Genomic DNA, 23,730 nt, shown 5'->3' on the forward strand with positions numbered 1-23,730 from the left:
CATGAAAGCGTGCGCCGACAGCGCGACGGCGCACGAAAATTCCAGACGAAATCGATGCCGTCGGAAGGTGTCAGCCGGCTTTCGAGCAGTCCGGCTTCGGCTCGCCGGGCAGCTTGCCGTCGGGATGGCCGACGAGATCGGGATTGGCCGTATAGAGCTGGTCGATGACCAGCGGCCGGTCGGGCAGGATCGACTGATCTTCCGTCGACATCAGCGTGGTGTCGATGGTCTGCAGGACCGCACCATCGGCGCCCTTGATGCTGATGGCGATGGCATAGGGTTTGTTCTTGACGACGCAGGTCAGCGCCGGGCTCTCCAGGCTCACCTTGTCGAGCTTCGGCCAGACCTTCTGCTCGACCACGAATGGATCACCTCCGGCGGGGTTCTGGAAGCTGGCAACCGCCACCTGGCCCTCGCCCATCGGCTGCAGGGGCCGCAGCGTCACGACATAGGTCGCCCGGGCGAGGCGGTAGTTGAAGACGAATATCTTGCCGGAAACCTCGAACAGCTTGCCTTCGCCGCCGGTATCGCGACAGGCGCCGAGGGCCGCGGCGGCAATCAGCATGGCGCCGGCAGCGAGCGAACGTGAAAATCCTCTAGGCATCCCTGACCTCATTGGCCGCCATGCGGCGGCGATAGTGACGGCTCGCCTTCTGCCTGTTGCCGCACACCGCCATGTCGCACCAAAGGCGGCTGGAATTGCGGCTTCTGTCGACAAACAGCCAGGTGCAGTTGGGGCAGATCCTGAGCCTTGCGACCGTGTCATCGCGCAACAGAGAAAGGGCTGAAACCGCCAGCGCCGCCTCGAAGGCGATCGGCGTCGCCGGATCGCCGAACGGCCGTCCCGGCGCCCCGATCTCGGTCCGGCCGGCAGCCAGGCCGTCTGCACAGGCCCGCAGGAACTCGGGCAGGTCGGCGGTGGAAACCGCGCCCTTCGACACCGCGCCTCGAAACAGCCGGTCGGTCGTCTCGCGGATCGACAGCACGATGGGCGCGATTGCCACCGGCGAGGACACCGCCAACCGCCTGTCGCCAAGCTCGGCGGCGCGAAAGCCGCTGGCCGCGTCGGCGAAGCGGGCGATTTCCCCCGGATCGTCGAAACGGTCGAACGTGCGCTCCGGATCGCCGCGCAGCACGACGGTATTCGCGGTGTCGAGCGCGAGCAGGCCGCCGGTAAACCGGTGTGGGGTCCAGGCAACTGTCATTCCTGGAATCTAACCGATAAATCGCGTTTGACAAGTTAGATTCGCCGATGCAAACCTCACATGCGCACGGTATCGTCGCCTTTGCCCGATCCGCTCTTGGCGAGATGCTCCGGGCGAGATGCTTCTGGTGTTGTCGAGCATGCTCTATTTCTTCCAGCAGGTGCTGAACGGGCTGCATTCGGGCGCGCTCTATGCCCTGCTCGCCTTCGGCTATGTGCTGACCAACGGCATCCTGCACCGCACCAACCTTGCCTATGGCGCGCTGTTTGCCTTCTGCGGCCAGGCAATGATCCTGAGCGTCGCCTTCGCCTACCAGGTGCTGTGGCTGACGCTGTTGGCCTCGGTGCTGTTCGGCGTCGTCGCGGCGTTCCTCTATGCCGCGCTCATCAGCCATGTCCTGTCGCGCAGCGTCTTTGAACCGTTGGCCGACCGCTCGCCCAACGCCATCGTGGTGACGACGCTCGGCATCCTGCTCGTGCTTTCGGAAGCGAGCCGCATCGCCGCCGACACGCACGATCTGTGGCTGCCGCCAATGTTGGCCGAGCCCATCGTTTTCGCCGAAAGCTCCGGCTTCATGGCGACGCTGACGCTGATCCAGGTGCTCGACTGCGCCGTGGTCCTGGCGGCGGTCGCACTCGCTACATGGGCGTTTGCCCGCTCAAACTTCGGCCGGTGCTGGCGTGCCGTCTCCGACGACCCCGGGGCCGCCGCCCTGTGCGGCGTCGACGTGCGCGGTGTGTTCCGGCGTGCCGTGCTGTTCGGCGGCTTCTGCGCCGCGCTGGCCGGGGTCATGGCCAGCCTCTATTACGGCAATGTCAGCTTCGGTTCCGGCCTTGTCTATGGCCTGAAGATCCTGTTCGTGACCGCTGTCGGCGGCTATCTCTCGCCGCCACGGGCCGCGCTGGGCGCGGCCGCTTTCGGCATGGCCGAATCACTGTGGGCCGGCTATTTCCCGGTCGAATGGCGCGATGCGTGGATGTATCTGTTCCTGGTGGCCATGCTGATCCTGATCGGCGCCGGCCGCGACACCGGCAAGGTCGTCTGAGCCCATCAGACTTTGGTTGCATGACGTTTCGTCAGGCTGCGGTTTTCCACCGTGCCGCAAGGGCTGATTGCCTGCATCCGTCCTCCTCGTGTTGACCAACCGGACCACGCACTGCATACCGTTGGGCCACGCGACGCGACGAAAAAGGGGGATCGCGCGTCACCGCATCAGGGAGGAATGCATGGCAGGGCTGCTCGCTCTATCCAGGGTCATTGACCGCGCCAACGAATTCATCGGCAAATCGGTATCCTGGCTGATCCTGCTGGCGATCCTGGTGAGCGCGGCCAACGCCGTCATCCGCAAGGTCTTCGACATTTCGTCGAATGCATGGCTGGAGCTGCAATGGTACCTGTTCGGCGCGGCGTTCATGCTGGCTGCCGCCTATACGCTGAAGCAGAACGAGCATATCCGCATCGACATCGTCTACGGCCTGTTTTCGCGCCGCGTGCAGCACTGGATCGACCTTCTCGGCCACATCCTGTTCCTGATGCCGTTCGTGACGCTGATGGTGTTCTATTTCGTGCCCTACGTGCGGCTGTCGTTTCATAGCGGCGAGATGTCGACCAACGCCGGCGGCCTGATCGTGTGGCCGGCCAAGGCCATCCTGCTGGTCGGCTTTTTCCTGCTCGCGCTGCAGGGCATTTCCGAGATCATCAAGAAGATCGCCATCATGCGCGGCGTCATGGATGATCCCAACCCGTTCATTTCCGTGCACGAACAGGCCGAACTCGAAGCCAAGGCGCTCGCCGAAGAGGTGCGCTCGTGATGGAGTTCATCGCCCAGAACATGGCGCCGATCATGTTCGCCTCGCTGATCCTGTTCATGCTGATCGGCTATCCCGTCGCCTTTTCGCTTGCCGCCAACGGCCTGATGTTCTTCTTCATCGGCGTGCTTTTGACGCCCTATTCGGGCGGCGCGATCAATCTCGCATGGCCGCTGCTCTATGCGCTGCCGGACAATTTCTACGGCAGCCGGGTAATGTCGAACGACACGCTGCTGGCCATTCCGTTCTTCACCTTCATGGGCATCGTGCTCGAGCGATCCGGCATGGCCGAGGACCTGCTCGACACTATCGGCCAGCTGTTCGGACCGATCCGCGGCGGCCTTGCCTACGCGGTGATCTTCGTCGGCGCGCTGTTGGCGGCGACAACCGGCGTGGTGGCGGCCTCGGTCATCGCCATGGGGCTGATCTCGCTGCCGATCATGCTGCGCTATGGTTATGACCGCCGGGTGGCGTCCGGCGTCATCGCGGCGTCGGGCACGCTTGCGCAGATCATTCCGCCGTCGCTGGTGCTGATCGTTCTCGCCGACCAGCTCGGCCGCTCGGTGGGCGACATGTATGCCGGCGCCCTGATCCCCGGCCTGGTGCTGACGGGCCTATACACGCTCTACATCGTGATCATGTCGATCGTCCGGCCAAAGTCGATGCCGGCCCTGCCGCTCGAGGCCCGCACACTCGGCCATGGCGTGGTGTCCCTGCTGATCGCGTTGGTGGTGGCCGTGGCGATCGCCTATGCCGCCTACCGTTACCTGGTGCCCGCTCATGGCGACAATGCCGACATTCTCGGCGCGGCCGTCGGCGTCATCTTCATCTACGTCGTCGCGATTCTCGACCGCAGCCTGAACATCAACATGATGTCGCGGCTGGCGCAGCAGGTCGTGATCGTGCTGATCCCGCCGCTGGCGCTGATCTTCCTGGTGCTCGGCACCATCTTCCTCGGCATCGCCACCCCAACCGAGGGCGGTGCCATGGGCGCGGTCGGCGCGCTGGCGATGGCGGCGATGAAGGGCCGGCTGTCGATGGACGTGATCAAGCAGGCGCTGGCCTCGACGACGCGGCTGTCGTCCTTCGTGCTGTTCATCCTGATCGGCGCGCGGGTGTTCTCGCTGACCTTCTATGGGGTCAACGGCCAGATCTGGGTCGAGCATCTCTTGACCTCACTGCCGGGCGGCGAAGTCGGCTTCCTGATCGGCGTCAACATCCTCGTCTTCTTCCTCGCCTTCTTCCTCGATTTCTTCGAACTGGCCTTCATCATCGTGCCGCTGCTGGCGCCGGCCGCCGACAAGCTCGGCATCGACCTGATCTGGTTCGGCGTGCTCCTGGGCGTCAACATGCAGACCAGTTTCATGCACCCGCCCTTCGGCTTCGCGCTGTTCTACCTGCGCTCGGTCGCCGCCCGCGTGCCTTATCTCGACCGCCTGACCGGTAAGCAGATCGCGCCGGTAACGACGGGGCAGATCTATTGGGGCGCGGTGCCGTTCGTCTGCATCCAGGTCATCATGATCGGCCTGACCATCGCCTTCCCGCAAATGGTGATGCGCTACAAGGGCACGGCCGTCGATTCCGGCACGATCGACTACCAGGTGCCAGCAGCGCCCGGCCTGTCGCCGCTCGGCGCGCCGGAAGGTGGCGGCGCTCCTGCCAATGGCGGCGGCGCACCGGCCGCGCCCGGCACGCCCGACCTGTCGCAGCCGCCGAGCTTTGGCGATGCACCGCCGGCCAAGCCGACGACACCGACGCCGGGCCTGTCGCAGCCGCCGAATTTCGGCGATGCGCCGCCGGCCAAGCCGGCGACACCGACGCCGGACCTGTCGCAGCCGCCGAATTTCAACTGAGCTCGGAGGGGAAGACGCCATGAAAGCCGTGCGGTTGGAGAGAGTGGGCGGCATCGCGCTGCGCGAGGTCGCCAAGCCGGTTCCCGGTCCGGACGAGCTTCTGGTGCGGATCGAGGCCTGCGGTGTCTGCGGCACCGACCGGCATCTTTTCCACGGCGAATTCCCTTGCAGGCCGCCTGTGACGCCCGGGCACGAGTTCGCCGGCATCATCGAGGCCGTCGGTAATGCGGTCTCCGGCTTTGCCGTCGGCGACCGGGTCACTGGCGATCCCAACATCGCCTGCGGACGGTGCCCGCATTGCCATGCCGGCCGGGTCAATCTGTGCCGCAATCTCAACGCCATCGGCATCCATCGCGACGGCGGCTTTGCCGACTATGTGGTGATGCCGCAAAAACAGGCTTTCATCCTGCCCGCCGATCTGCCGCCGACACATGGCGCGTTCTGCGAGCCGCTTGGCTGCTGCCTGCACGGTGCCGACCTTGCCGAGATCAAGCCTGGCAGTTCGGTTGTCGTGCTCGGCGGCGGCGTGATCGGCCTGCTAACGGTGCAGCTGGCTCGGCTCGCCGGGGCCACCACCATCATCCTGTCGACAAGGCAAGCCTCGCGCCGCGCGCTTGCGAGGGAACTCGGCGCGACGGCGACGGTCGATCCCACAGCCGCCGATGTGATCGATGCCATCGCCGGACGGGCGGGACTGATGCCCGGCGGCGCCGACGTGGTGTTCGAATGCGCCGGCGTGCGCGACACCGTCGAGCAGTCGATGCGGCTGGCAAGGGCCGGCGGCACCGTCGTCATCGTCGGCGTGACGCCGCAAGGCATGAAGGCGGAATTCGAGCCCTTCGACCTCCTGTTCCGGGAACTGAAGGTACTGGGCTCGTTCCTCAATCCCTATACGCATCGCCGCGCCGCCGAGCTCATCGCGTCGGGCGCGATCGAGATCGACCGGCTGATCTCCAGGCAGGTGTCGCTGGAAGAGGCGCCTGGTGTGATCGCCAATCCGCCCGCGCCGGGCGAGGTCAAGGTGCTGGTGGTGCCAGGCCTGGGCTGAAGTGCGGTCCTTCATCTTGCAACGTTGGCGATTGGCGAAACCGTCGATGACAGCTTCCCTCTCCCCGTCCCTATACGGGAGAGGATGCCGGCAGGCAGGTGAGGGGCGGCGCCAATGCTGAATTGATAAGATGCGCGGTTGGGCTTGCGCCGAGGGCGTTCAATCGCCGAAGCCGGCGCTGCCCCTCATCCCCCTGCCGGGACCTTCTCCCCGTATAGTGACGGGGAGAAGGGACAAGGCTCAACCCTACAGCTTGCCGTTGCGCTGCTGGACCATCATGAACGTATCGTAATTGTATTCGGCAACCTGCGCCCAGAGATAGTGCTCCTTGCGGAAGCCCTTGATCGATTCCCAGATCTTCTTGAAGGGCGCGTTCGAGGCTTCCATTTCGGCATAGACCTCGTTTGCCTTCTCGAAGCACGCGGTCATGATCTCCTGGCTGAACGGGCGCAGTTTGGCGCCGCCGGCCACCAGCCGCTTCACCGCCGGAGGGTTCACGTAGTCGTATTTCTGCAGCATGTTGGCATCGGCGGCCTGGGCGCATGTACGCAGCAGCGACTTGTAGGTCGGCGAAAGCTCTTCGTATTTCGCCTTGTTGAACATCAGGTGGACGGTCGGGCCGCCTTCCCACCAGCCGGGATAGTAGTAATAGGGCGCGACCTTGTAGAAGCCGAGCTTCTCGTCGTCATAGGGGCCGACCCACTCAGCGGCGTCGATGGTGCCCTTTTCCAGCGCCGGATAGATGTCGCCGCCGGCGATCTGCTGCGGCACGACGCCGAGCTTCTGCACCACTTTGCCGGCAAAGCCGCCGATACGCATCTTGAGGCCGGAGAGGTCGGCGACGGTTTTGATCTCCTTGCGGAACCAGCCACCCATCTGCACGCCGGTGTTGCCGCCCGGTAGGCCGAACAGACCTTGCGTGGCGAGGAACTCGTTGAACAGGTCTATGCCGCCGCCATGATAATGCCAGGCATTCATGCCGCGCGCATTGAGCGAAAAGGGCACGGCGGCACCCAGCGCCCATGTCGGATCCTTGCCCCAGTAATAATATGCCACCGTGTGGCAGGCCTCGACCGTGCCGGCCGTGGTGGCGTCGGCGGCCTGCAGGCCAGGGACGAGCTCGCCGGCGGCAAAGACCTGGATCTGGAAATTGCCGTCAGTGGCTTCAGACAGCATCTTGGAGAACACTTCGGCGCCGCCATAGATGGTGTCGAGCGACTTCGGGAAGGACGACGCCAGCCGCCATGTCACCTTGGGGTTGGACTGGGCTATGGCCGGTGCGGCGAGCGTGGCCGCCGCTGCGGCTGCACCGACGCCGGTCACGCCGGCCTTGCGGATGAATGAACGACGATCCATGCAGTTCCTCCCTTTTGGATCAACAGACCGACGCCAGAGACATCCTCCGTACCCGCATCGGCTGGCGAAACAATACACAGGCACGGGGTCGAGTCCAGCACGGCCGCCGGATTTGGCGACCGGGCCATGGGGACCTGCAACTATAGTCTAACAGGGGATTTCGTGGCCTATGCGACCCGCTGAAACTTGGCATGGAAAAATGCCCTGACATCGCCTATTTTGGGGGCAGGACATTCCTTGCCAGATGGAAAACAGACCCAAAATGCAGCAGCCGCTCGTCGCCATATCGACCGACGTCCGTCAATTCGACAACTACACCTGGCATGCCGCGCCGCAACAATATCTGGAAGCGGCGATCGCGGGTGCCGGCGTTTTCCCCCTGCTCGTGCCCTCGTTCGGCGACCGGCTGGACTTCGACGAACTCCTGTCGTCGGTCGACGGTGTCATGCTCACCGGTTCGAAATCCAACGTCGACCCTTCGCTCTATGGCGGCGATGCCAGCGAAGCCAACGGCCCCTATGACACCGCGCGCGACGCCACCACGCTGCCGCTGATCCGCAAGGCGATCGAGCGCGGCGTACCGCTGCTTGCCATCTGCCGCGGCATTCAGGAGCTGAACGTGGCACTTGGCGGTACGCTGGGCACCGAGATCCAGGAGCGCGAGGGATCGCTGGACCACCGTGCGGCAGTGAGCGACAAACAGGACGAGCGCTTCGCCATTCACCAGACCATTTCGATCAAGCCGGGCAGTTGCCTGGCCGGCGTGTTCGGTGCCGGCGACATCAAGGTCAATTCCTTGCATCGCCAGGCGATCGAGCGGCTGGGGTCGAAGCTCGAGATCGAGGCGGTCGCCACCGACGGCACGGTCGAGGCGGTTTCGGTCAAGGGCGCGCGCGCCTTCGCAGTCGGCGTCCAGTGGCATCCCGAATACTGGGTCAAGTCGGACAGCAATTCCGCCAAGATTTTTCGCGCCTTCGGCGATGCGGTGCGCCTGCATGCGGCCGCGAAAGCCGGCGCACGGGCCGCGGCGGAGTAGTCAGTCTCGCGGCTTCAAGTCACCATCCGCCGCGAGCGACAACAACGGTAGCGCCGGGGCATAGGATTCGTAGCCATCGCCGTCAGCCACGGCAAAGGTGACGATCGGATCGACGCCGTCGGCACTGAAGGCGACCGTTCCGTCGTTTTGCTGGCGCCAGAATTTCACCTGCTCGATGCCTGGCAGGAGCCGTCGGCAATTCGGCGCCACGGTCAACAGCGACAGACCATCCGAGACCGAGGCGCCGCGCGTGACCGCGCAGGCCCCCTCGTCACCGTTGGCGACCAGCCTGTAGATGTTTGACGGCGTAGCCTCCTCGGTGACGCTTTCACCGCTGCCGCCATGAAACAGCTGAATGCCGCCAAACAAGGCGGCGGCGGCGATCAATGCGGAAAGCGCCTTCATACTGATCTTCACCCATACATACAGACAGGATGAAGAATGATTTCAAAGGGTTAAGCAGACGTTAATAAATATGGCAGCCCGACCGCTCAAGGGCGAGCCTTCACATTGACCGTCTCCGGCACCGGCGTCAGCGGGCGGCGCTCGGTGAACCAGGACACCAGATTGTCGACGCAGAGATCCGCCATGGCGCGGCGTGTGTGCTCCGAAGCAGAGCCGACATGCGGCAGCAGAGAGGTGTTTGGCAAGTCGAGCAACGCCTTGGGAACATTCGGCTCGTCGGCGAAGACATCGAGCCCGGCGGCGGCAATGGTGCCGTCGGCAAGGGCGGCCGCGAGGGCCGTTTCGTCGACCGTGCTGCCGCGGCCGATGTTGACGAAGACGCCATTCGCGCCGAGTGCCGACAGGATCTCGGCATTGACCGCTTTCTGCGTCGAAGCTCCGCCGGGCGCCACCGAAATCAGCGTATCGACCGCCTCGGCCAAGCCCTTCAACGTCGGATGATACTGGTAGGCAAGGCCTTCGACACGACGCCGGTTGTGGTAAGCGACCGGCAGGCCGAAGGCCTCCAGCCGCCGGGCAATGGCCTGCCCGATGCGGCCCATGCCGAAAATGCCGACGCGGCGCGCGCGCAAGGTGAGCCGGCTCAGGGGATAGTTGCCCTTGCGCATCCAACTGCCGTCACGCAGCCAGGTCTCGGCGCGCGGCAGGTCGCGCACCGTGTTGATCAGCAGCCCGATCGCGGTGTCGGCGACCTCCTCGGTCAGCACGTCGGGCGTGTTGGTGACCATGATGTTCTTCGCCGCCGCATGGCCGACATCGACGGAATCGTAGCCGACGCCGAAAGAAGCGATGAGTTCGAGATTTGGCAACGCATCCATCATCGCCGCGCTGATGCCGGCAAAGGAAGCGATGCCACGTACGGTGCGGCGCATCTCCTCGGTGACCAGCGCCGGATCGGTACGCTCGATCCCGACGCGCCTGAATGTCCGGTCGATGCGATCGGCGGCATGGCCGCTGAAATCCGCCGGCACCAGAATGGCAACGGCTTCCAGATCTTCGGCCCTGGTCATGCACGCTCCACCGGCTTGCCGGTCGACTGGCGCACATGCAGTTCCGGCTTGATCAATTCCTGCGAGGGCCGCACCGTCTGACCGTTGAGCTTGTCGAGCAGCGCGCTGGCGGCGCGGCGGCCAACCTCGCGCTGGCCGTTCCAGACGGTGGTCAGCGCCGGCGTGGCGATCGCCGCCTCCTCGAGATCGTCATAGCCGGTGACGGAGATGTCGATGCCCGGCACCAGGCCGGCGCGCGCAATGCCGTTCATCAGGCCGATGGCGACGAGGTCGTTCCAGCAGCAGGCGGCGGTCGGCCTGTCCTTCAGCGCCAGGAATTGCCCCGCGGCTTCGAAACCCGCCTGCTTGGTGCGCGGACCGGCGATGCGCCAGGACGATCTGACTTCGAGCCCCGCCGCCTCCATGGCGTTGACATAGCCCTGGTAGCGATCGCGGCCGGTCGAGGTCTGGTCGGTGCCGCCGATCATGGCGATGCGCTTGTGGCCGAGCGAGATCAGATGGTTGGTGGCGAGGCCTGTTCCATAAGAGTCGTCGCCGCGAAACACCGGCACGTCGGCGCCCTCGACGGTGCGTGCGATCAGCACCGCCGGCAGGCCGTTCTCCTCGGCCATGACGATGTCGGACGCGGGCGTGCCGATGGCCGGTGACATGATGACGCCGTCGGCGCCGAGCTGCAGCAGCGTATCGATGAAGGTGCGCTGCTTTTCGAGCTGATCATAGTGATTGGACAGGATGAAGGTCTGCCGGCTGCGGTCGAGCTCGCTCTCGATCGAGCGCAGGATCTCGGCGAAGAACGGGTTCATGATGTCGTGCACGACGACACCGACAATGCCCGAGCGCGAGGTGCGCAGGCTGGCGGCGCGGCGGTTGTAGATATAGCCGATGGCGCGCGCATGTTCCTTGATGCGGTCGCGCGTCGAGCCGGCAACCAGCGGGCTGTCGCGCAGTGCCAGCGACACGGTGGCCGTGGACACGCCAAGCGCATCCGCGATCGTCGACAGCTTGATCTTCTGTGCCAGGCTTTCGCTCCCCGTCGTTTTTTAAACTGTTTAAGGGCGGCCTTATGCCATCGATCGGGGCCAAATCAAAGTTTTTTTGCCAGCGCCTCGGCCTCGACATCCGAGGCCGCGCGGCTGCGCAGCCGAAGCCGGTGTTCGCGATGGACGATGTAGAGGCCGCTGGCGACGATGATGGCGGCGCCGACCAGCGTCCAGCGGTCGGGGAACTGCTTGAAGACAAGCCAGCCGGAAAGGATCATCCACACCATCTGCGAATAGGGATAGGGGGCGAGCGCCGTGGTCGTTGCCCGCCGATAGGCCTGGACCAGCAGCCAGTGGCCGACGCCGCCGAACACGCCGAGCATGAGCAAGACGAACCAGTGCCAGCCATCGTGCGGCAGAGAGAAGGAAAACGGCAGCATGGGCAACAGCAGCACCGCCGGCGCCAGCGCCGAGAACAGGATCAGGCTTTCCGAGGTCTCGGTGGCCGACATGCGTCGCGTCATGATGACATAGAAGCAGTTCGACAGCATCGAGCCGAGCGCGAAGAGATGTCCGATGCCGAAAACACCGACACCCGGCCTCGTGATGATCAGGACCCCGGCGAAAGCAGCCAGGATCGCCAGCCAGCGCCGCCAGCCGGCCCATTCGCCGAGCAGCGGGCCGGCAAGAGCGGTGATCACCATCGGCCCGAAGAAATAGATCGACGTCGTCTCGGCCAGTTGCAGGGACCGCAGCGCCAGGACGTTGAACATGGTCGAGCCGAACAGGAAGGCGCCGCGCATCACATGCGCCGGCAGGTTGACCGGGCGAAACCGCGCCGGCTCGCGCCAGCCCCGCAGCAGCGCCCCAACCAGCACGACATGCACGGCAAAGCGCACCCAGGCGACGATCAGGACGGAGACGCCGGCCAGGACGAGATATTTGCTTGAGGTGTCGAGGAAGGTGAAGAAGACATAGGTGGTCAGCATGCACAGGATCGCCACCGGCGGCGTCGCGCTTTCTGACTGTCTTTGGGAAGGATTCACGTGCAGGCCGGGGAAAAGCTGGGCTGGAGCCCACCTTTGCGGGAATTGTCGCTTGCCGGCAAGCCAATTGTCGCCCGCTGCCGCGCCTGGGGTCGCTGGTACAACAACAGCCGCCGTCAGGCTTAGTCCGCGGGCGCTATGTGTGCATTCGGGCGCCCTTGGTGATCTTGTCGACAACCTTCTTCTCGGCGCGCAGCGCGATGCCGACCACCTTGGCGTCTTCGGGCGCGAATTCGGCAAACACGGCGCGGTTGGCGGCGTCGAAGCCGGTGGAAAACATCTCCTCGACATAGAGCGAAGTCGTCACGCCGCGTTCCAGCACACGCCGGTGGATCGCACCGAGCGTCGCCTGGTCGGCCGAGAGCACGATAACCGGCTGGATCGACAGCGGATTGTAGAGATTGCCGGCGCGGTCGCGATAGGGCTCGCCGATGATGTCGGGGAATTGCGCGACGATGCCGCTGGTCAGGAAGGCGGTGACGTTGAGTTTCTGCCAGACGGGCAAGTCTTCTCGCAGTACGATTGCAAATTTCGTATCGAACATGACAAAATGGCCATTCGAGGTTAGGCCCCGATAGCGAGGCTGTGAAGGAGACGATGTTGCACGATCTAGGCAGCCAGGCCTTCGAGGGTCTTGGACGTTTGTGCGCAGATGCCGCTGAAAACTGCATCATCTCGGCTCCCGATCCCGCCGGGATGGAGCGCATCGAGGCCCGGTTTCACGGCAGCGCCTTCGATCCGCATCGCCACGACACCTATGCGATCGGGGTGACGCTGCGCGGCGTGCAGACCTTCCGCTATCGTGGCGCGGCACGGCTGAGCCTGCCTGGCCAGGTCATCGTGCTGCATCCCGACGAATTGCACGATGGCGGCGCGGGCACCGAGGAAGGCCTGCGCTACAGAATGCTCTATCTCGAGCCGTCACTGATGCTCGACTGTCTCGGCGGCGCGGCGCTGCCGTTCGTCAGGGACGGGGTGGTGACGGACGATGCCTTCTGCGCGACGCTGTTTTCGGCGCTCGGGCCGTTGGAGCAGGAACTCGACGAGCTGTTCGTCGACGACTTTCTGGCGCAGCTGATGCAAAGCCTGGCCCGGCATGGCGGCCAGCCGGCAAAGCCGATAGCCGGGACGGCGCGGCGGGCCGCGACGCTGGCGCGCGAGTATCTGACGGAAAACCTCGACCGGCCCGTGCGCTCTGGCGAGTTGGAAGCCGTCACGGGTCTCGACCGCTATGCCCTGTCGAGACATTTCCGCACGGCCTTCTCGACCAGTCCGCATCGTTTCCTGGTGATGCGCCGGCTTCAGCGCGCGCGCAGGATGATCGCCGCCGGCGAGCCCTTGGCGCAGATCGCGATCGAAGCCGGCTTCAGCGACCAGAGCCACTTCAACAGGCAATTCAAGAAAGCGTTCGGCATGACACCGGGACGCTGGTCGTCCTTGATCCATGGAGCTGCCGCGGCAGCCTGATTGCCGAAGAGATCAGTCGTCCGACTCGGCGTCGTCGTCGATCAGCACCAGTTCCTCATTGGAGAGGTTGGCCTCGATGCGGGCGAGCAGCTTGAACAGCGCCTTCTGGTCCTTCTTGTCGAGGCCTTTCAACGCTTGCTTTTCGGTCTTCTTCACCGACTTCTCGATGGCGCGGATGGTTTCACGGCCGGTATCGGTGAGGAAGATATGCGCCTGGCGGGCATCGGATTCCGACGCGCGTTTTTCCAGAAAACCCTGCGCCTGCAGCCGGTTGATGGTCTTGGTGATGGTCGGCGGGCGCACGCCGAGACGCCCGGCGAGATTGCCCGGTGTCTGGCCGTCCTCACGGTCCAGCGCCAGCATGATCTGGTCCTGGCCGGCGTAGAAGCCATGCGCCAGGAGCCGTGCCGCCAGCGCGGTCCTTGCCAGCCTTGCCGCTGAATGCAGCCGGCTCATCGTTGCAGTCTTGTCCGCCTTGGCCATGGTCATCCCTCTTCGGCCGTACCGGTGCGCACAGCATAGACGCAGCCGGCCGGTTGGCAATCGACGATCGAAAGATTCCGGCATTCGAAACAGCTTTGCCGGCAAGCATTGCGGTGTCCGCCGTGGTGATGCCAGATGTTTATTTCAGTTAGATGACAAACGAGTTTGGCGGGGAACGGATTCGCTGCGGCTGCGATCCCACGACCGGCGGCCCCCGGACAGGACGTCGTCTTGATCTTCCATCGCCGGGGCGGCGATGGCTTTTCGCGGCCACGATGTCAGGACGAATCCCAGCCGGCAACTTTGGCCCATGGTTTGCCCGTGCAAAAACCCGGCGCACATCCTATATGGAACCGACAATCCCTTTTCGCGGCCTGGATTTCAGGGCCCAGTCATTTCGAGGCAAGCCATGAGCGACGCACAGACGCAGATTCCCGTAACCGTTCTCACCGGCTATCTCGGCGCCGGCAAGACTACGCTGCTCAACCGCATCCTGTCGGAGAACCACGGCAAACGCTACGCCGTCATCGTCAACGAATTCGGCGAGATCGGCATCGATAACGAGCTGATCGTGGAATCCGATGAGGAAATCTACGAGATGAACAATGGCTGCGTCTGCTGCACGGTGCGCGGCGACCTGATCCGCGTCGTCGAAGGCCTGATGCGGCGACCCGGCCGCTTCGACGCCATCGTCGTCGAAACCACCGGGCTCGCCGATCCGGTGCCGGTGGCGCAGACCTTCTTCATGGACGACGACGTGCGCTCCAAGACCAAGCTCGATGCCGTGGTGGCGCTGGTCGACGCCAAGCACCTGCCGCTGCGGCTCAAGGATTCCAAGGAGGCCGAGGACCAGATCGCCTTCGCCGACGTCGTCGTGCTCAACAAGACCGACCTCGTCACCCCCGAAGAACTCGCCAAGGTCGAGGCAACGATCCGCGCCATCAATCCGGCAGCCAGGATCCACCGCACGACACGCGCCGGCGTGGCGCTGTCGGAAGTGCTCGACCGCGGTGCCTTCGACCTGTCCAGGGCGCTGGAAAACGACCCGCATTTTCTCGAGGCGCATGACGACCATGATCACCATGACCATGACCATGATCATGATCATGATCACGACCATCATCATCACGACCACGATGGGCACGACCACCACCATCACGCGCATCCGTCCGATATCCATGACGTGACGGTGCAGTCGGTGTCGCTGCGCGGCGGCGAAATGGACCCGAAGAAATTCTTCCCGTGGATCGAGAAGATCACTCAGATGGAAGGCCCCAACATCCTGCGGCTGAAAGGCATCATCGCGCTCAAGGGCGATGACGAGCGCTATGTCATCCAGGGCGTGCACATGATCATCGAGGGCGACCACCAGCGGGCCTGGAAAGACGGCGAAAAGCATGAGAGCCGGCTGGTGTTCATCGGCCGCGAACTCGACGCCGAACGGCTGAAGAAGAGCTTTGACGCCTGCCAGGCATCGTAAAGTCGTATTGATGATCTTGAAGGGTTGATGTCGACTTCATGTACACATAGGATGTGTACATGAGTTTGAGGAGATTTCCGATGCCCAGGTCGGCAGACAATAAAACTGAGCGCTATCAAATCCGCATCGCGCCTGCGCAGAAGGCGATGATCGCGCGCGCTGCCGCACTGTCTCATCAGGACGTTACCGACTTCATTCTCAACAAGGTGGTTCCCGAAGCACAGGCGGTAATCGAAGCAGCCGAGGTTGCGAAAGTATCCGACCGCGATTTCACACGTATACTCGACCTGTTGGAGAACCCGCCGAAACCAAATGCCAAGCTCCGAGCGGCGATCGCGGCCTTGCCGGATACTCTGTGACACTTCCGTCCTGGCACGAGGAGCCGATCGCGAAACGCCATGATCGGGCCTCGTTCGATTGCGGCGATGCGCAGATGAACGATTTTCTGCGGCGGTACGCGCGGCAAAGCCACGAACAAAATGCCGCCAAGACCTTCTGTGCGATCGACGATGCGGCTTTGGAGCAGATCCTCGGCTTCTATACGATCGCACCTTCAGCCGTTGCTCATGAAGCCGTGCCCGAGGCGATGACGAGAGGTTTGGCGCGGCACGAGGTTTCCGGCTTCAAACTTGCCCGGCTGGCGACCGACCGCAGAGTCGCCGGACAGGGGCTCGGAAGTCAGCTGCTTGCCGCCGCGGCATTGCGCTGCTTGCGACTGGCCGGCGAAGGTGGCGGAATCCTGCTCATGATCGATGCCAAGAGCGAGCGGGCCGCAAGATGGTATGCCAGCTACGGAGCCGAGCGCCTCCAAGGATCGAATCTGACCCTGGTGATGCCATTGGCGACGTTCGCAACCGATCTGCGGGCGAAGGGGCTGCTTTGATGACAGCCTCTCGCACTTCGCTGATCCTCCGGTTGCCGGAACCGCAAACGTCGAGTAAGCCGCCTCTGTACTGTCATCTAGCTGAACAAAGATAATCATGCCCACAGTCGCCCCGCTCGATCTCGAAGGCCATTGCGTCGCCGCCGTCTTCCTTGGCGATGTGCCGCATTTCGCGCTGGCCGATGGCGCTATCCACCGGCTCGACAATGGCCACAAGACTGTACAGGCCAATGACGGGCTGCTCGCGGCCTTCCATGACGCGGCAAACGACCGGCTGATCACCGGCGGCGAGGACGGCAAGGTGTTTGCCGTGAAAGCCGGAGGTGAGACCCGGGAGGTGGCGAGCGCCGGCAAGAAATGGATCACCAGCGTTGCCGCCGGGCCGCAAGGCGCCATCGCCTATGCCACGGGAAAGACGGCCTTCGTGCGCTTCGCCGATGGCAAGATCCGGGAATTTGCCCATCCGCGCTCGGTCGAGGGGCTGGCCTTCTCGCCCAAGGGGATGCGCTTCGGCGTCGCCCGCTACAATGGCGCGACGCTGCATTTCCCGGCCGCCGAAGGCAAGCCGGTGGAGCTCGAATGGGCCGGCGCCCACACCGGCATCACCTTCTCGCCGGACGGCACCTTTCTGGTCACCACCATGCAGGAAAACGCCCTGCATGGCTGGAAGCTCGCCGACGGCAAGCACATGCGCATGAGCGGCTATCCCGGCAAGGTCAAAAGCCTGTCGTGGAGCGTCAAAGGCAAGTGGCTGGCCAGTTCCGGCGCGCCGGCGGCGATCGTCTGGCCGTTTTCGGCCAAGGACGGGCCGATGGGCAAGGCGCCGCTGGAACTCGGCACGCGCGGCAACGCCATGGTGACGGCGGTTGCTTGCCACCCGAGCCAGGATGTCGTCGCCGTCGGCTATGATGACGGCATGGTTATGGCCGTGCGCTTTTCCGACGCCAAGGAAGTGCTTTTGCGGCGCCCGGGCAAGGGCGCCATCACCGCGATGATGTGGGACAAGGAAGAACGCCGCGTCGCCTTCGGCAGTGCCGCCGGCGACTGCGGCGTCATCGACATCACTGCCTAGTTTCGAACCAGCGGATTACTCGGCGCCGCAGGAAACCTTGCCGGTCAGATCGACCGGCTTGCCATCGCTGTCCTTGTCGGCCGTGCTGTCATAGACGGCGAGCTTGTAGTTTCCATCATAGACGCCTTCGTCGCTGGCCTTGGTCAGGATCGTCAGTTCGACCGAACTGTAGGTCTTGGCCACCTCCTGCTCGCGGTAGATGTTCAGCCGCAGTTCCTTGTTGTCCAGCCAGTACTGGGTGAGGTTGGAGTTCTCAAAAATGGTCTTTCGCAGCTGATCGCCGGCGGGCCTTGCCTTGATTTCGAGATCACCGCGAAAATTGAAGGTCGGGCCGCCCATCCCGGTGGTGACGCCGGCATCGACCTGGAATTTGACCAGTGGATCATCGACGGAGCACCAGATGCCGCCGGTGGCGAACGCCGTACCGGTCGACAGGAACAGTATCGTCACGCAGATGATCGTCCGCATTTCCCTTGCCCAATTACCGTCCACATTGGCGCCGACTTCGCACGGAGCGTCAAGCGCCGCCGGCCAAGGCTGAGCCAATGCAGAACAGACGCACGGCCAATTGCCGTTGCGGAGGTGGATTGGCTAAGAGGAATGAGCCAGAGGGGTTTTCATGCACAGCAGCGATAGTTCAAAGACCATCGGCGGCATCAGCCGCGACCGCATCGCGCACTTGCGTGAGACGGAAGGGGCTGCCTTCCGCAAGGCGCGGCCGAAATCGCAGGCCAAGGTCGGCAACGGCCTGCCCGGCTTCTTCGGCGGCGTGCCAATGCACTGGATGAATGACTGGCCGACGCCGTTTCCGATCCTGGTGGACAGCGCCAGGGGCGCCACGATCACCGACGTGGACGGCAACAGGCTCGACGATTTCTGCCTCGGCGACACCGGCTCGATGTTCGGCCACTCGCCGCTGGCAGTGGCACGCGCCATTCGCCGCCAGGCCGGGCGCGGCCTGACCTATATGCTGCCATCCGAAGATGCGCTGGCCATCGGACCGCTGCTGCAGCAGCGCTTCGGCCTGCCGTTCTGGCAGATCGCGACGACGGCGACCGACGCCAACCGCTTCGCGCTGCGCGTCGCCCGCGCCATCACTGGACGAGAGAAAATCCTGGTCTTCAATGGCTGCTATCACGGCTCGGTGGACGAGACGATGGTGCGGCTGATCGACGGTATCCAGGTCAACCGGCCAGGACTGGCGGGCGAATTCCGCGACCTGACCCGCACGGCCAAGGTCATCGAGTTCAACGATGTCGCCGCACTGGAAGCCGCGCTCAACGACAGGGATGTCGCTTGCGTCATCGCCGAACCGGTGCTGACCAATTCCTGCATGGTGCTTGCCGATCCCGGCTACCACGAGGCGCTGCGACAGTTGACCCGTGCTGCCGGCACGCTGCTTTTGATCGACGAGACGCATACGATCTCGACCGGCCCGGGCGGTTACACCAGGAAATATGGGCTGGAGCCGGACTTGTTCGTTCTGGGCAAGCCGATTGCCGGCGGCGTGCCGGCGAGCGTCTGGGGCATGAGCGATGAAGTCGCTTCGCGCTATGCCGACTACAACAGGACGAAAGAGCCTGGCTATTCCGGCATGGGCACGACGCTGTCGGCCAACCCGCTGCAGTTCGCCGCCATGCGCGCCACGCTCGAGGAGGTGATGACGCAGGAGAATTACGACCGCATGGATCATCTGGCGCGCCGGCTCGATGCCGGGCTGACCGGCGTGATCGACCGTTACCGCCTGCCCTGGCATGTCGCCCGTGTCGGGGCCCGTGTCGAGTTCATCTGCGCGCCCGGTCCGCTGCGCAATGGCGCCGAGGCGGAGGGTGCGCATGCGCCGGAACTCGAAGCCGCCATCCATGTCGCGCTGGTCAATCGCGGCGTGCTGATCGCACCCTTCCACAACATGATGCTGATCTCGCCGGCGACGTCAGGTGCCCAGGTCAACCGGCTGATCAGCGCCTTTGGCGCGGTTGCGGCAAAGCTTGCGGCATGAGACAAGCCCCTCAAGCCAACCCGAGTTCCATCATGACTTCACCTTCGGGCTCGACGCCCACCGAGGCGCAAGCCTTCCTCGACGCCCATCCCGAGATCGAGGCCTTCGATATCGTGCTGACCGACGCCAATGGCGTCGGGCGCGGCAAGATCGTGCGCCGGCATGAGCTGAAAAGCATTTTCGAAGGCGGCCGGCATATGCCGATCTCCATCCTCGGCCTCGACATCACCGGCGAGGATGTGCACGAAACCGGGCTGATCTGGGACAGCGGCGACGGCGATCTCCGGGCCTGGCCGATTCCCGGCACGCTGGTGCCGCTTTACGGTACGAACCCGCCGCGCGGCCAGGTGCTGATGGCGATGTATCATCTCGACGGCCAGCCAATGTCGTCGGACCCGCGGCTGGCGCTCGCCCGGCAGGTCGACATACTGGCTGCCAAGGGCCTCCATCCGGCCGGCGCCTTCGAACTCGAGTTTTTTCTGCTGGCCAATGAGCGTGATGCCGATGGCAAGGTGCAGCCGGCGCGCGCGGTGCTCGATGGCCGCGTCTCGGGCAAGACCGAGGTCTATTCCGTCGACCATCTGCACGGCATGGAGCCACTGTTCTCCGACATCTACGCCGCCGCCAAGGCGCAAGGCATTCCGGCCGAGACGGTGATTTCCGAATATGCGCCTGGTCAATACGAATTGACGCTGAACTACCGCAAGGATGTGATGCGGGCGGCCGACGATCTGGTCATGCTGAAGCGGCTGGTGCGGGCGCAGGCGCGCCGCCACGGCGTCACCGCCTGCTTCATGGCCAAGCCGATCGAGAAATATGCCGGCTCCGGCATGCATTTCCACGTGTCGCTGCAGGACAAGGATGGCCGAAACGTCTTTTCGGAAGCGGCCGGCGAGAACTGGTCGCTGCCGCTGCTGCGTGGCCTCGGCGGGCTGATCCAGACCATGGCCGAATCGATGCTCGTGTTTGCGCCGCACGCCAATTCCTGGCGCCGTTTCGTCTCGCAATCCTACGCACCGGTCGCGCCGACCTGGGGCGTCAACAACCGCTCGGTGGCGCTGCGCGTGCCGGCGGGCGATGCGAAAAACCGGCGCATCGAGCACCGGCCGTCCGGCGTCGACGCCAATCCCTATCTGATCGCCGCGACGGTGCTCGCCGGCATCGTCAAAGGCCTCGACGAAGGGCTCGATCCGGGCCCCGAAACGACCGGCAATGGCTATGAGGCTGCCGTCACCCGTACGACGATGCCAGCCGATTGGCGCGCGGCAATCGAAGCGGCCAGGGCGTCCAGTTTCCTGAAGGGCGCGCTCGGCGAGGACCTGCACCGCACCTTCGTTGCGATCAAGCAGTCCGAATACCTGCGCGTGGCCCGCACGGTCAGTGAACTGGACTATCACCTCTACCTGCACGAAGTCTGACGGCTGGGCGACCCGGCGGCGATCACTTTTTCGCCGTCACCATCAAATGAGATGGCGTGATGATTGATCAGAACATATCATGAACAAATGAGTGTTCTCACCATCCGTGAAAAACTGGCAATCCTGTCCGACGCCGCCAAGTACGATGCCTCCTGCGCCTCATCGGGCTCCGCAAAAAAGGATTCGCTGAAGTCCGGCGGCGTCGGCTCCACCGAAGGCATGGGCATCTGCCATTCCTACGCGCCGGACGGCCGCTGCATTTCGCTGCTGAAAATCCTGCTGACCAATTTCTGCATCTACGACTGCAGCTATTGCATCAACCGCTCGTCGTCGAATGTCCGGCGCGCCCGCTTCGGCATCGACGAGGTGGTGAAGCTGACCATGGATTTCTACCGGCGCAATTATATCGAAGGCCTTTTCCTGTCCTCGGGCGTCATCCGCTCGCCTGATGAAACCATGGGGGAAATGGTCGAGGTGGCGCGGAGGCTGCGGCTGGAGGAAAAATTCTCCGGTTATATTCATCTCAAAACCATCCCCGAGAGTTCGGCGGACCTGGTGGAGAAGGCCGGGCTTTATGCCGACCGCTTGTCGATCAATATCGAATTGCCCACTGACGAGGGTGTGAAGAAGCTGGCGCCGGAAAAGAGGCCGGAGACAATCCGGCTCTCGATGGCCAACCTGCGCCGGAAGATGGAGGAGAAGGCCGAGCCGACGCTGCGGACCAAAAAGCGCGAACGCTTCGCGCCGGGCGGCCAGTCGACGCAGATGATCATCGGCGCGGACAAGACCTCCGACGACGGCATCCTGCACACCAGCGCCCGGCTTTATGGCAGTTACCACCTGCGGCGCGTCTATTATTCGGCCTTCAGTCCGATCCCCGATGCCTCGTCTTCGCTGCCGTTGCAGAAGCCGCCGCTGATGCGTGAACACCGGCTCTACCAGGCCGACTGGCTGATGCGCTTCTACGGATTTTCTCAACCGGAAATCCTGGCCGGCAGCAGCGACGGCATGCTCGATCTCGCCATCGACCCGAAGCTTGCCTGGGCGCTGCGCAACCGGGGACGCTTCCCCGTCGACGTCAACCGCGCCGACCGCGAAGCGTTGCTGCGCGTGCCCGGCCTGGGAACCAAGGTGGTGGCGAAGATTCTGGAAACCCGCCGCCACCGGCGGCTGCGGCTCGAGGATGTCGGCAGGCTCTGCCATTCGATCGCCAAGCTACGGCCCTTCATCATCGCCGAAGGCTGGTCGCCAGGTGCGCTGACCGACAAGGCCGGCCTGCGCGGCAAGATCGAGCAATCCTGCGAACAACTGGCGCTGTTTTGACCATGCTGCCAGCGGAGCTCGACCTCGCCCGCTACACAGTTTGGCTTGAAAGCCAGACCGATTTCGCCGGCTGGCGCGACGCGGCTCGACGGCTGGCGCTGAATGAGGTCAGACCCGAGGATATCGGCTGGCGTGTCGCAGCCGGTTCAGACCGGCCGCAAAGCGATTTGCCTGACGTGCCCCAGGGCGCGCAGCTCGCTGTGCCGCGCGACTTTGTCGAGCACGCTGAAACCGCCTTCTGCCATTGCGACCCCGGCCGTTTCGGTTTTCTCTACCGGCTGTTGTGGCGGCTGCGCACGGAACCCAAGTTGCTGGCGATCGCATCGGATCCCGATACCAGGCGGCTTGAGGCGATGGAAAAGGCCGTGCGGCGCGACAGCCACAAGATGCATGCCTTCGTGCGCTTCCGGAAGATCGGCGATGGCGAGGATGAACGCTATGTCGCCTGGTTCGAGCCCGAACATTTCATCGTCGAGCGCAATGCGGATTTCTTCGTCCGGCGTTTTACCGGCATGCGCTGGACGATCCTGACGCCTTGCGCCTCCGCCGACTGGAATGGTGAAAGACTGGCGATCGGACCGGGCGCGGCCAAGACCGATGCCCCTGACCAGGACGACACCGAAGCGCTGTGGCGGACCTATTTCGCGAACATCTTCAATCCGGCGCGGCTGAAGGTGAAGGCCATGCAGAAGGAGATGCCGAAGAAATATTGGCGGAACCTTCCCGAGGCCCCGCTCATTCCTGACTTGATCGCGGGAGCGGACAAGGCCGCCAAGGATATGATTGCCAGAATGCCGACAACGCCCGCGCCGCACCACGCCAAGGTGCAGGCGAGGCACTGGCCGAAGCATCAGCCAGCCGAAACGCCTGACGGCGATGCCGCGCACACGATTTCCGAGTTGCGCGAAGCCGCGAAGGGCTGCCGCCGCTGTCCGCTTTGGCGCGATGCGACGCAGACCGTATTCGGCGAAGGACCTGACAATGCCAAGGTGATCTTCGTCGGCGAACAGCCTGGCGACCAGGAGGATCTCGCCGGCAAACCTTTTGTCGGCCCCGCGGGCAAGGTGTTCGATGCGATCTTGGACGATGCCGGTGTCGACCGCCTGGAGGTCTATGTCACCAACGCGGTCAAGCACTTCAAATTCGAGCCACGGGGCAAACGCCGCATCCATTCCAAGCCGAATGCCGGCGAGGTTCAGGCCTGCCGCTGGTGGATCGACAGGGAATTCGAGCTGGTCAAGCCGGAGCTTGCGGTGGCGCTCGGCGCGACGGCGGCGCTGTCCCTGCTTGGCAAGGCGATCCCGGTGACCAAGATGCGCGGCCAGGTGGTCGAACGCGAGGACGGGTTGCGCGTCTTCATCACCATCCACCCCTCCTTCATCCTGCGCATCCGGGATCACGCGGATAAAGAAGCCGAACGCGAGCGGTTTTTGCAGGATATGAAGCAGGTGAGGAAGCTTATGTCGACTTGATCCATCAGGTCCGAGCGCTGGATAAGGATCGAGCGGTTGGCGCCGCCCCTCATTGTCCTGCCGGACATTTCTCCCCGTGTAGTGACGGGGAGAAAGGGGCTGTGCCCTGCGCTTTCGTCAATCACCATCGTTGCAAGAAAAAGCTCCAAGACGCAGTTAGCTTCCTTCTCCCCGTCACTATACGGGGAGAAGGTGCCGGTGTCCGAACCGGATAGATAGGTAACAGAATGGACCGATAGCATGGGTGACAGTTTTCTTGTCCGCCGGGAGGACCGGCGATGGTTTGGCGAGAAACTGGGATCATGGACGAGCGGCTACGGTTTGTT

The 23,730-nt window shown here is 63.8% G+C and carries 24 protein-coding genes; 14 read left to right on the forward strand and 10 right to left on the reverse strand.

Going from position 1 to position 23,730, the window contains the following annotated elements; genetic code table 11:
* Positions 1-70: 70 nt before the first annotated feature.
* Complete coding sequence (locus EN824_RS31995) at positions 71-604, reverse strand: hypothetical protein (protein WP_127278188.1); 534 nt, start codon at positions 602-604, stop codon at positions 71-73.
* Positions 597-1,205, reverse strand: coding sequence for a CGNR zinc finger domain-containing protein (locus tag EN824_RS32000; protein ID WP_135933082.1), 609 nt, complete (start codon positions 1,203-1,205; stop codon positions 597-599). The genes EN824_RS31995 and EN824_RS32000 overlap by 8 nt, the downstream gene beginning before the upstream one ends.
* Before the next feature lie 139 nt (positions 1,206-1,344).
* Here EN824_RS32000 and EN824_RS32005 point away from each other — a divergent pair, with 139 nt between their 5' ends.
* The 4 genes from EN824_RS32005 (at position 1,345) to EN824_RS32020 (ending at position 5,914) form a co-directional block, all read left to right on the forward strand.
* Positions 1,345-2,250, forward strand: coding sequence for a branched-chain amino acid ABC transporter permease (locus tag EN824_RS32005; protein WP_135933092.1), 906 nt, complete (start codon positions 1,345-1,347; stop codon positions 2,248-2,250).
* 181 nt (positions 2,251-2,431) lie between these two features.
* A complete protein-coding gene (locus EN824_RS32010; RefSeq protein WP_135883735.1) occupies positions 2,432-3,016 on the forward strand; it encodes a TRAP transporter small permease subunit in 585 nt (194 codons plus the stop codon).
* Positions 3,013-4,866, forward strand: a complete 1,854-nt coding sequence (locus tag EN824_RS32015) for a TRAP transporter large permease subunit (protein WP_135933083.1) — start codon at positions 3,013-3,015, stop codon at positions 4,864-4,866. The genes EN824_RS32010 and EN824_RS32015 overlap by 4 nt, the downstream gene beginning before the upstream one ends.
* Positions 4,867-4,885: 19 nt before the next feature.
* The gene (locus tag EN824_RS32020) at positions 4,886-5,914 is read left to right on the forward strand and encodes a zinc-dependent alcohol dehydrogenase family protein (RefSeq protein WP_127278184.1); all 1,029 of its coding nucleotides are present in this window, start codon (positions 4,886-4,888) and stop codon (positions 5,912-5,914) included.
* A gap of 246 nt (positions 5,915-6,160) precedes the next feature.
* Here the strand turns inward: EN824_RS32020 and EN824_RS32025 are convergent, their stop codons facing one another.
* Positions 6,161-7,270 carry a TRAP transporter substrate-binding protein gene (locus EN824_RS32025; RefSeq protein WP_127278183.1) on the reverse strand — a complete coding sequence of 370 codons (1,110 nt, stop codon included), beginning with the start codon at positions 7,268-7,270 and terminating at the stop codon, positions 6,161-6,163.
* A gap of 262 nt (positions 7,271-7,532) precedes the next feature.
* On the opposite strand from EN824_RS32025, the gene EN824_RS32030 reads away from it, so the two are divergent.
* Positions 7,533-8,306: a gamma-glutamyl-gamma-aminobutyrate hydrolase family protein gene (locus EN824_RS32030; RefSeq protein WP_135933084.1), complete on the forward strand. Its 774-nt coding sequence runs from the start codon at positions 7,533-7,535 to the stop codon at positions 8,304-8,306.
* Here the strand turns inward: EN824_RS32030 and EN824_RS32035 are convergent, their stop codons facing one another.
* The 5 genes from EN824_RS32035 to EN824_RS32055 all read right to left on the reverse strand — a co-directional run bounded on the left by EN824_RS32035 (position 8,307) and on the right by EN824_RS32055 (position 12,351).
* Positions 8,307-8,711, reverse strand: a complete 405-nt coding sequence (locus EN824_RS32035; RefSeq protein ID WP_135933085.1) for a hypothetical protein — start codon at positions 8,709-8,711, stop codon at positions 8,307-8,309.
* 86 nt (positions 8,712-8,797) lie between these two features.
* Positions 8,798-9,781: a 2-hydroxyacid dehydrogenase gene (locus EN824_RS32040; RefSeq protein WP_135933086.1), complete on the reverse strand. Its 984-nt coding sequence runs from the start codon at positions 9,779-9,781 to the stop codon at positions 8,798-8,800.
* Positions 9,778-10,800: a LacI family DNA-binding transcriptional regulator gene (locus EN824_RS32045; protein ID WP_127278020.1), complete on the reverse strand. Its 1,023-nt coding sequence runs from the start codon at positions 10,798-10,800 to the stop codon at positions 9,778-9,780. The genes EN824_RS32040 and EN824_RS32045 overlap by 4 nt, the downstream gene beginning before the upstream one ends.
* A gap of 65 nt (positions 10,801-10,865) precedes the next feature.
* On the reverse strand, positions 10,866-11,750 hold the full coding sequence (locus tag EN824_RS32050) for a DMT family transporter (RefSeq protein WP_189343547.1): 885 nt from the start codon (positions 11,748-11,750) through the stop codon (positions 10,866-10,868).
* 193 nt (positions 11,751-11,943) lie between these two features.
* Positions 11,944-12,351, reverse strand: coding sequence for a DUF2000 family protein (locus EN824_RS32055; RefSeq protein ID WP_127278018.1), 408 nt, complete (start codon positions 12,349-12,351; stop codon positions 11,944-11,946).
* Positions 12,352-12,404: 53 nt separating this feature from the next.
* Here EN824_RS32055 and EN824_RS32060 point away from each other — a divergent pair, with 53 nt between their 5' ends.
* A complete protein-coding gene (locus EN824_RS32060) occupies positions 12,405-13,274 on the forward strand; it encodes an AraC family transcriptional regulator (RefSeq protein ID WP_127278017.1) in 870 nt (289 codons plus the stop codon).
* A gap of 12 nt (positions 13,275-13,286) precedes the next feature.
* Here EN824_RS32060 and EN824_RS32065 read toward each other — a convergent pair whose 3' ends face one another.
* Positions 13,287-13,757, reverse strand: coding sequence for a MarR family winged helix-turn-helix transcriptional regulator (locus EN824_RS32065; RefSeq protein ID WP_127278016.1), 471 nt, complete (start codon positions 13,755-13,757; stop codon positions 13,287-13,289).
* Positions 13,758-14,166: 409 nt separating this feature from the next.
* Here EN824_RS32065 and EN824_RS32070 point away from each other — a divergent pair, with 409 nt between their 5' ends.
* The 4 genes from EN824_RS32070 to EN824_RS32085 all read left to right on the forward strand — a co-directional run bounded on the left by EN824_RS32070 (position 14,167) and on the right by EN824_RS32085 (position 17,192).
* On the forward strand, positions 14,167-15,237 hold the full coding sequence (locus EN824_RS32070) for a GTP-binding protein (RefSeq protein WP_127278015.1): 1,071 nt from the start codon (positions 14,167-14,169) through the stop codon (positions 15,235-15,237).
* 80 nt (positions 15,238-15,317) lie between these two features.
* Positions 15,318-15,596 carry a DUF1778 domain-containing protein gene (locus EN824_RS32075; protein WP_027142795.1) on the forward strand — a complete coding sequence of 93 codons (279 nt, stop codon included), beginning with the start codon at positions 15,318-15,320 and terminating at the stop codon, positions 15,594-15,596.
* Positions 15,593-16,120 (forward strand): GNAT family N-acetyltransferase, encoded by a 528-nt coding sequence (locus EN824_RS32080; RefSeq protein WP_127278014.1) that lies wholly within the window; start codon positions 15,593-15,595, stop codon positions 16,118-16,120. Before EN824_RS32075 ends, EN824_RS32080 begins: the two co-directional genes overlap by 4 nt.
* A gap of 97 nt (positions 16,121-16,217) precedes the next feature.
* Complete coding sequence (locus EN824_RS32085; protein ID WP_127278013.1) at positions 16,218-17,192, forward strand: WD40 repeat domain-containing protein; 975 nt, start codon at positions 16,218-16,220, stop codon at positions 17,190-17,192.
* 15 nt (positions 17,193-17,207) lie between these two features.
* On the opposite strand, the gene EN824_RS32090 is transcribed toward EN824_RS32085, so the two are convergent.
* A complete protein-coding gene (locus EN824_RS32090) occupies positions 17,208-17,660 on the reverse strand; it encodes a hypothetical protein (protein ID WP_127278012.1) in 453 nt (150 codons plus the stop codon).
* Positions 17,661-17,811: 151 nt separating this feature from the next.
* Here EN824_RS32090 and EN824_RS32095 point away from each other — a divergent pair, with 151 nt between their 5' ends.
* The 4 genes from EN824_RS32095 to EN824_RS32110 all read left to right on the forward strand — a co-directional run bounded on the left by EN824_RS32095 (position 17,812) and on the right by EN824_RS32110 (position 23,404).
* A complete protein-coding gene (locus EN824_RS32095; protein ID WP_135933087.1) occupies positions 17,812-19,191 on the forward strand; it encodes an aspartate aminotransferase family protein in 1,380 nt (459 codons plus the stop codon).
* Between the two features lie 32 nt (positions 19,192-19,223).
* Complete coding sequence (locus EN824_RS32100) at positions 19,224-20,609, forward strand: glutamine synthetase family protein (protein WP_135933088.1); 1,386 nt, start codon at positions 19,224-19,226, stop codon at positions 20,607-20,609.
* 87 nt (positions 20,610-20,696) lie between these two features.
* Positions 20,697-21,932 carry a putative DNA modification/repair radical SAM protein gene (locus EN824_RS32105; RefSeq protein ID WP_135933089.1) on the forward strand — a complete coding sequence of 412 codons (1,236 nt, stop codon included), beginning with the start codon at positions 20,697-20,699 and terminating at the stop codon, positions 21,930-21,932.
* Positions 21,933-21,934: 2 nt separating this feature from the next.
* Complete coding sequence (locus EN824_RS32110; RefSeq protein WP_135933090.1) at positions 21,935-23,404, forward strand: UdgX family uracil-DNA binding protein; 1,470 nt, start codon at positions 21,935-21,937, stop codon at positions 23,402-23,404.
* Positions 23,405-23,730 lie beyond the last annotated feature (326 nt).

Origin of the sequence: Mesorhizobium sp. M8A.F.Ca.ET.181.01.1.1 (genome assembly GCF_004792025.1) — a bacterium.
In the GTDB taxonomy this organism is placed as follows: Bacteria; Pseudomonadota; Alphaproteobacteria; order Rhizobiales; family Rhizobiaceae; genus Mesorhizobium.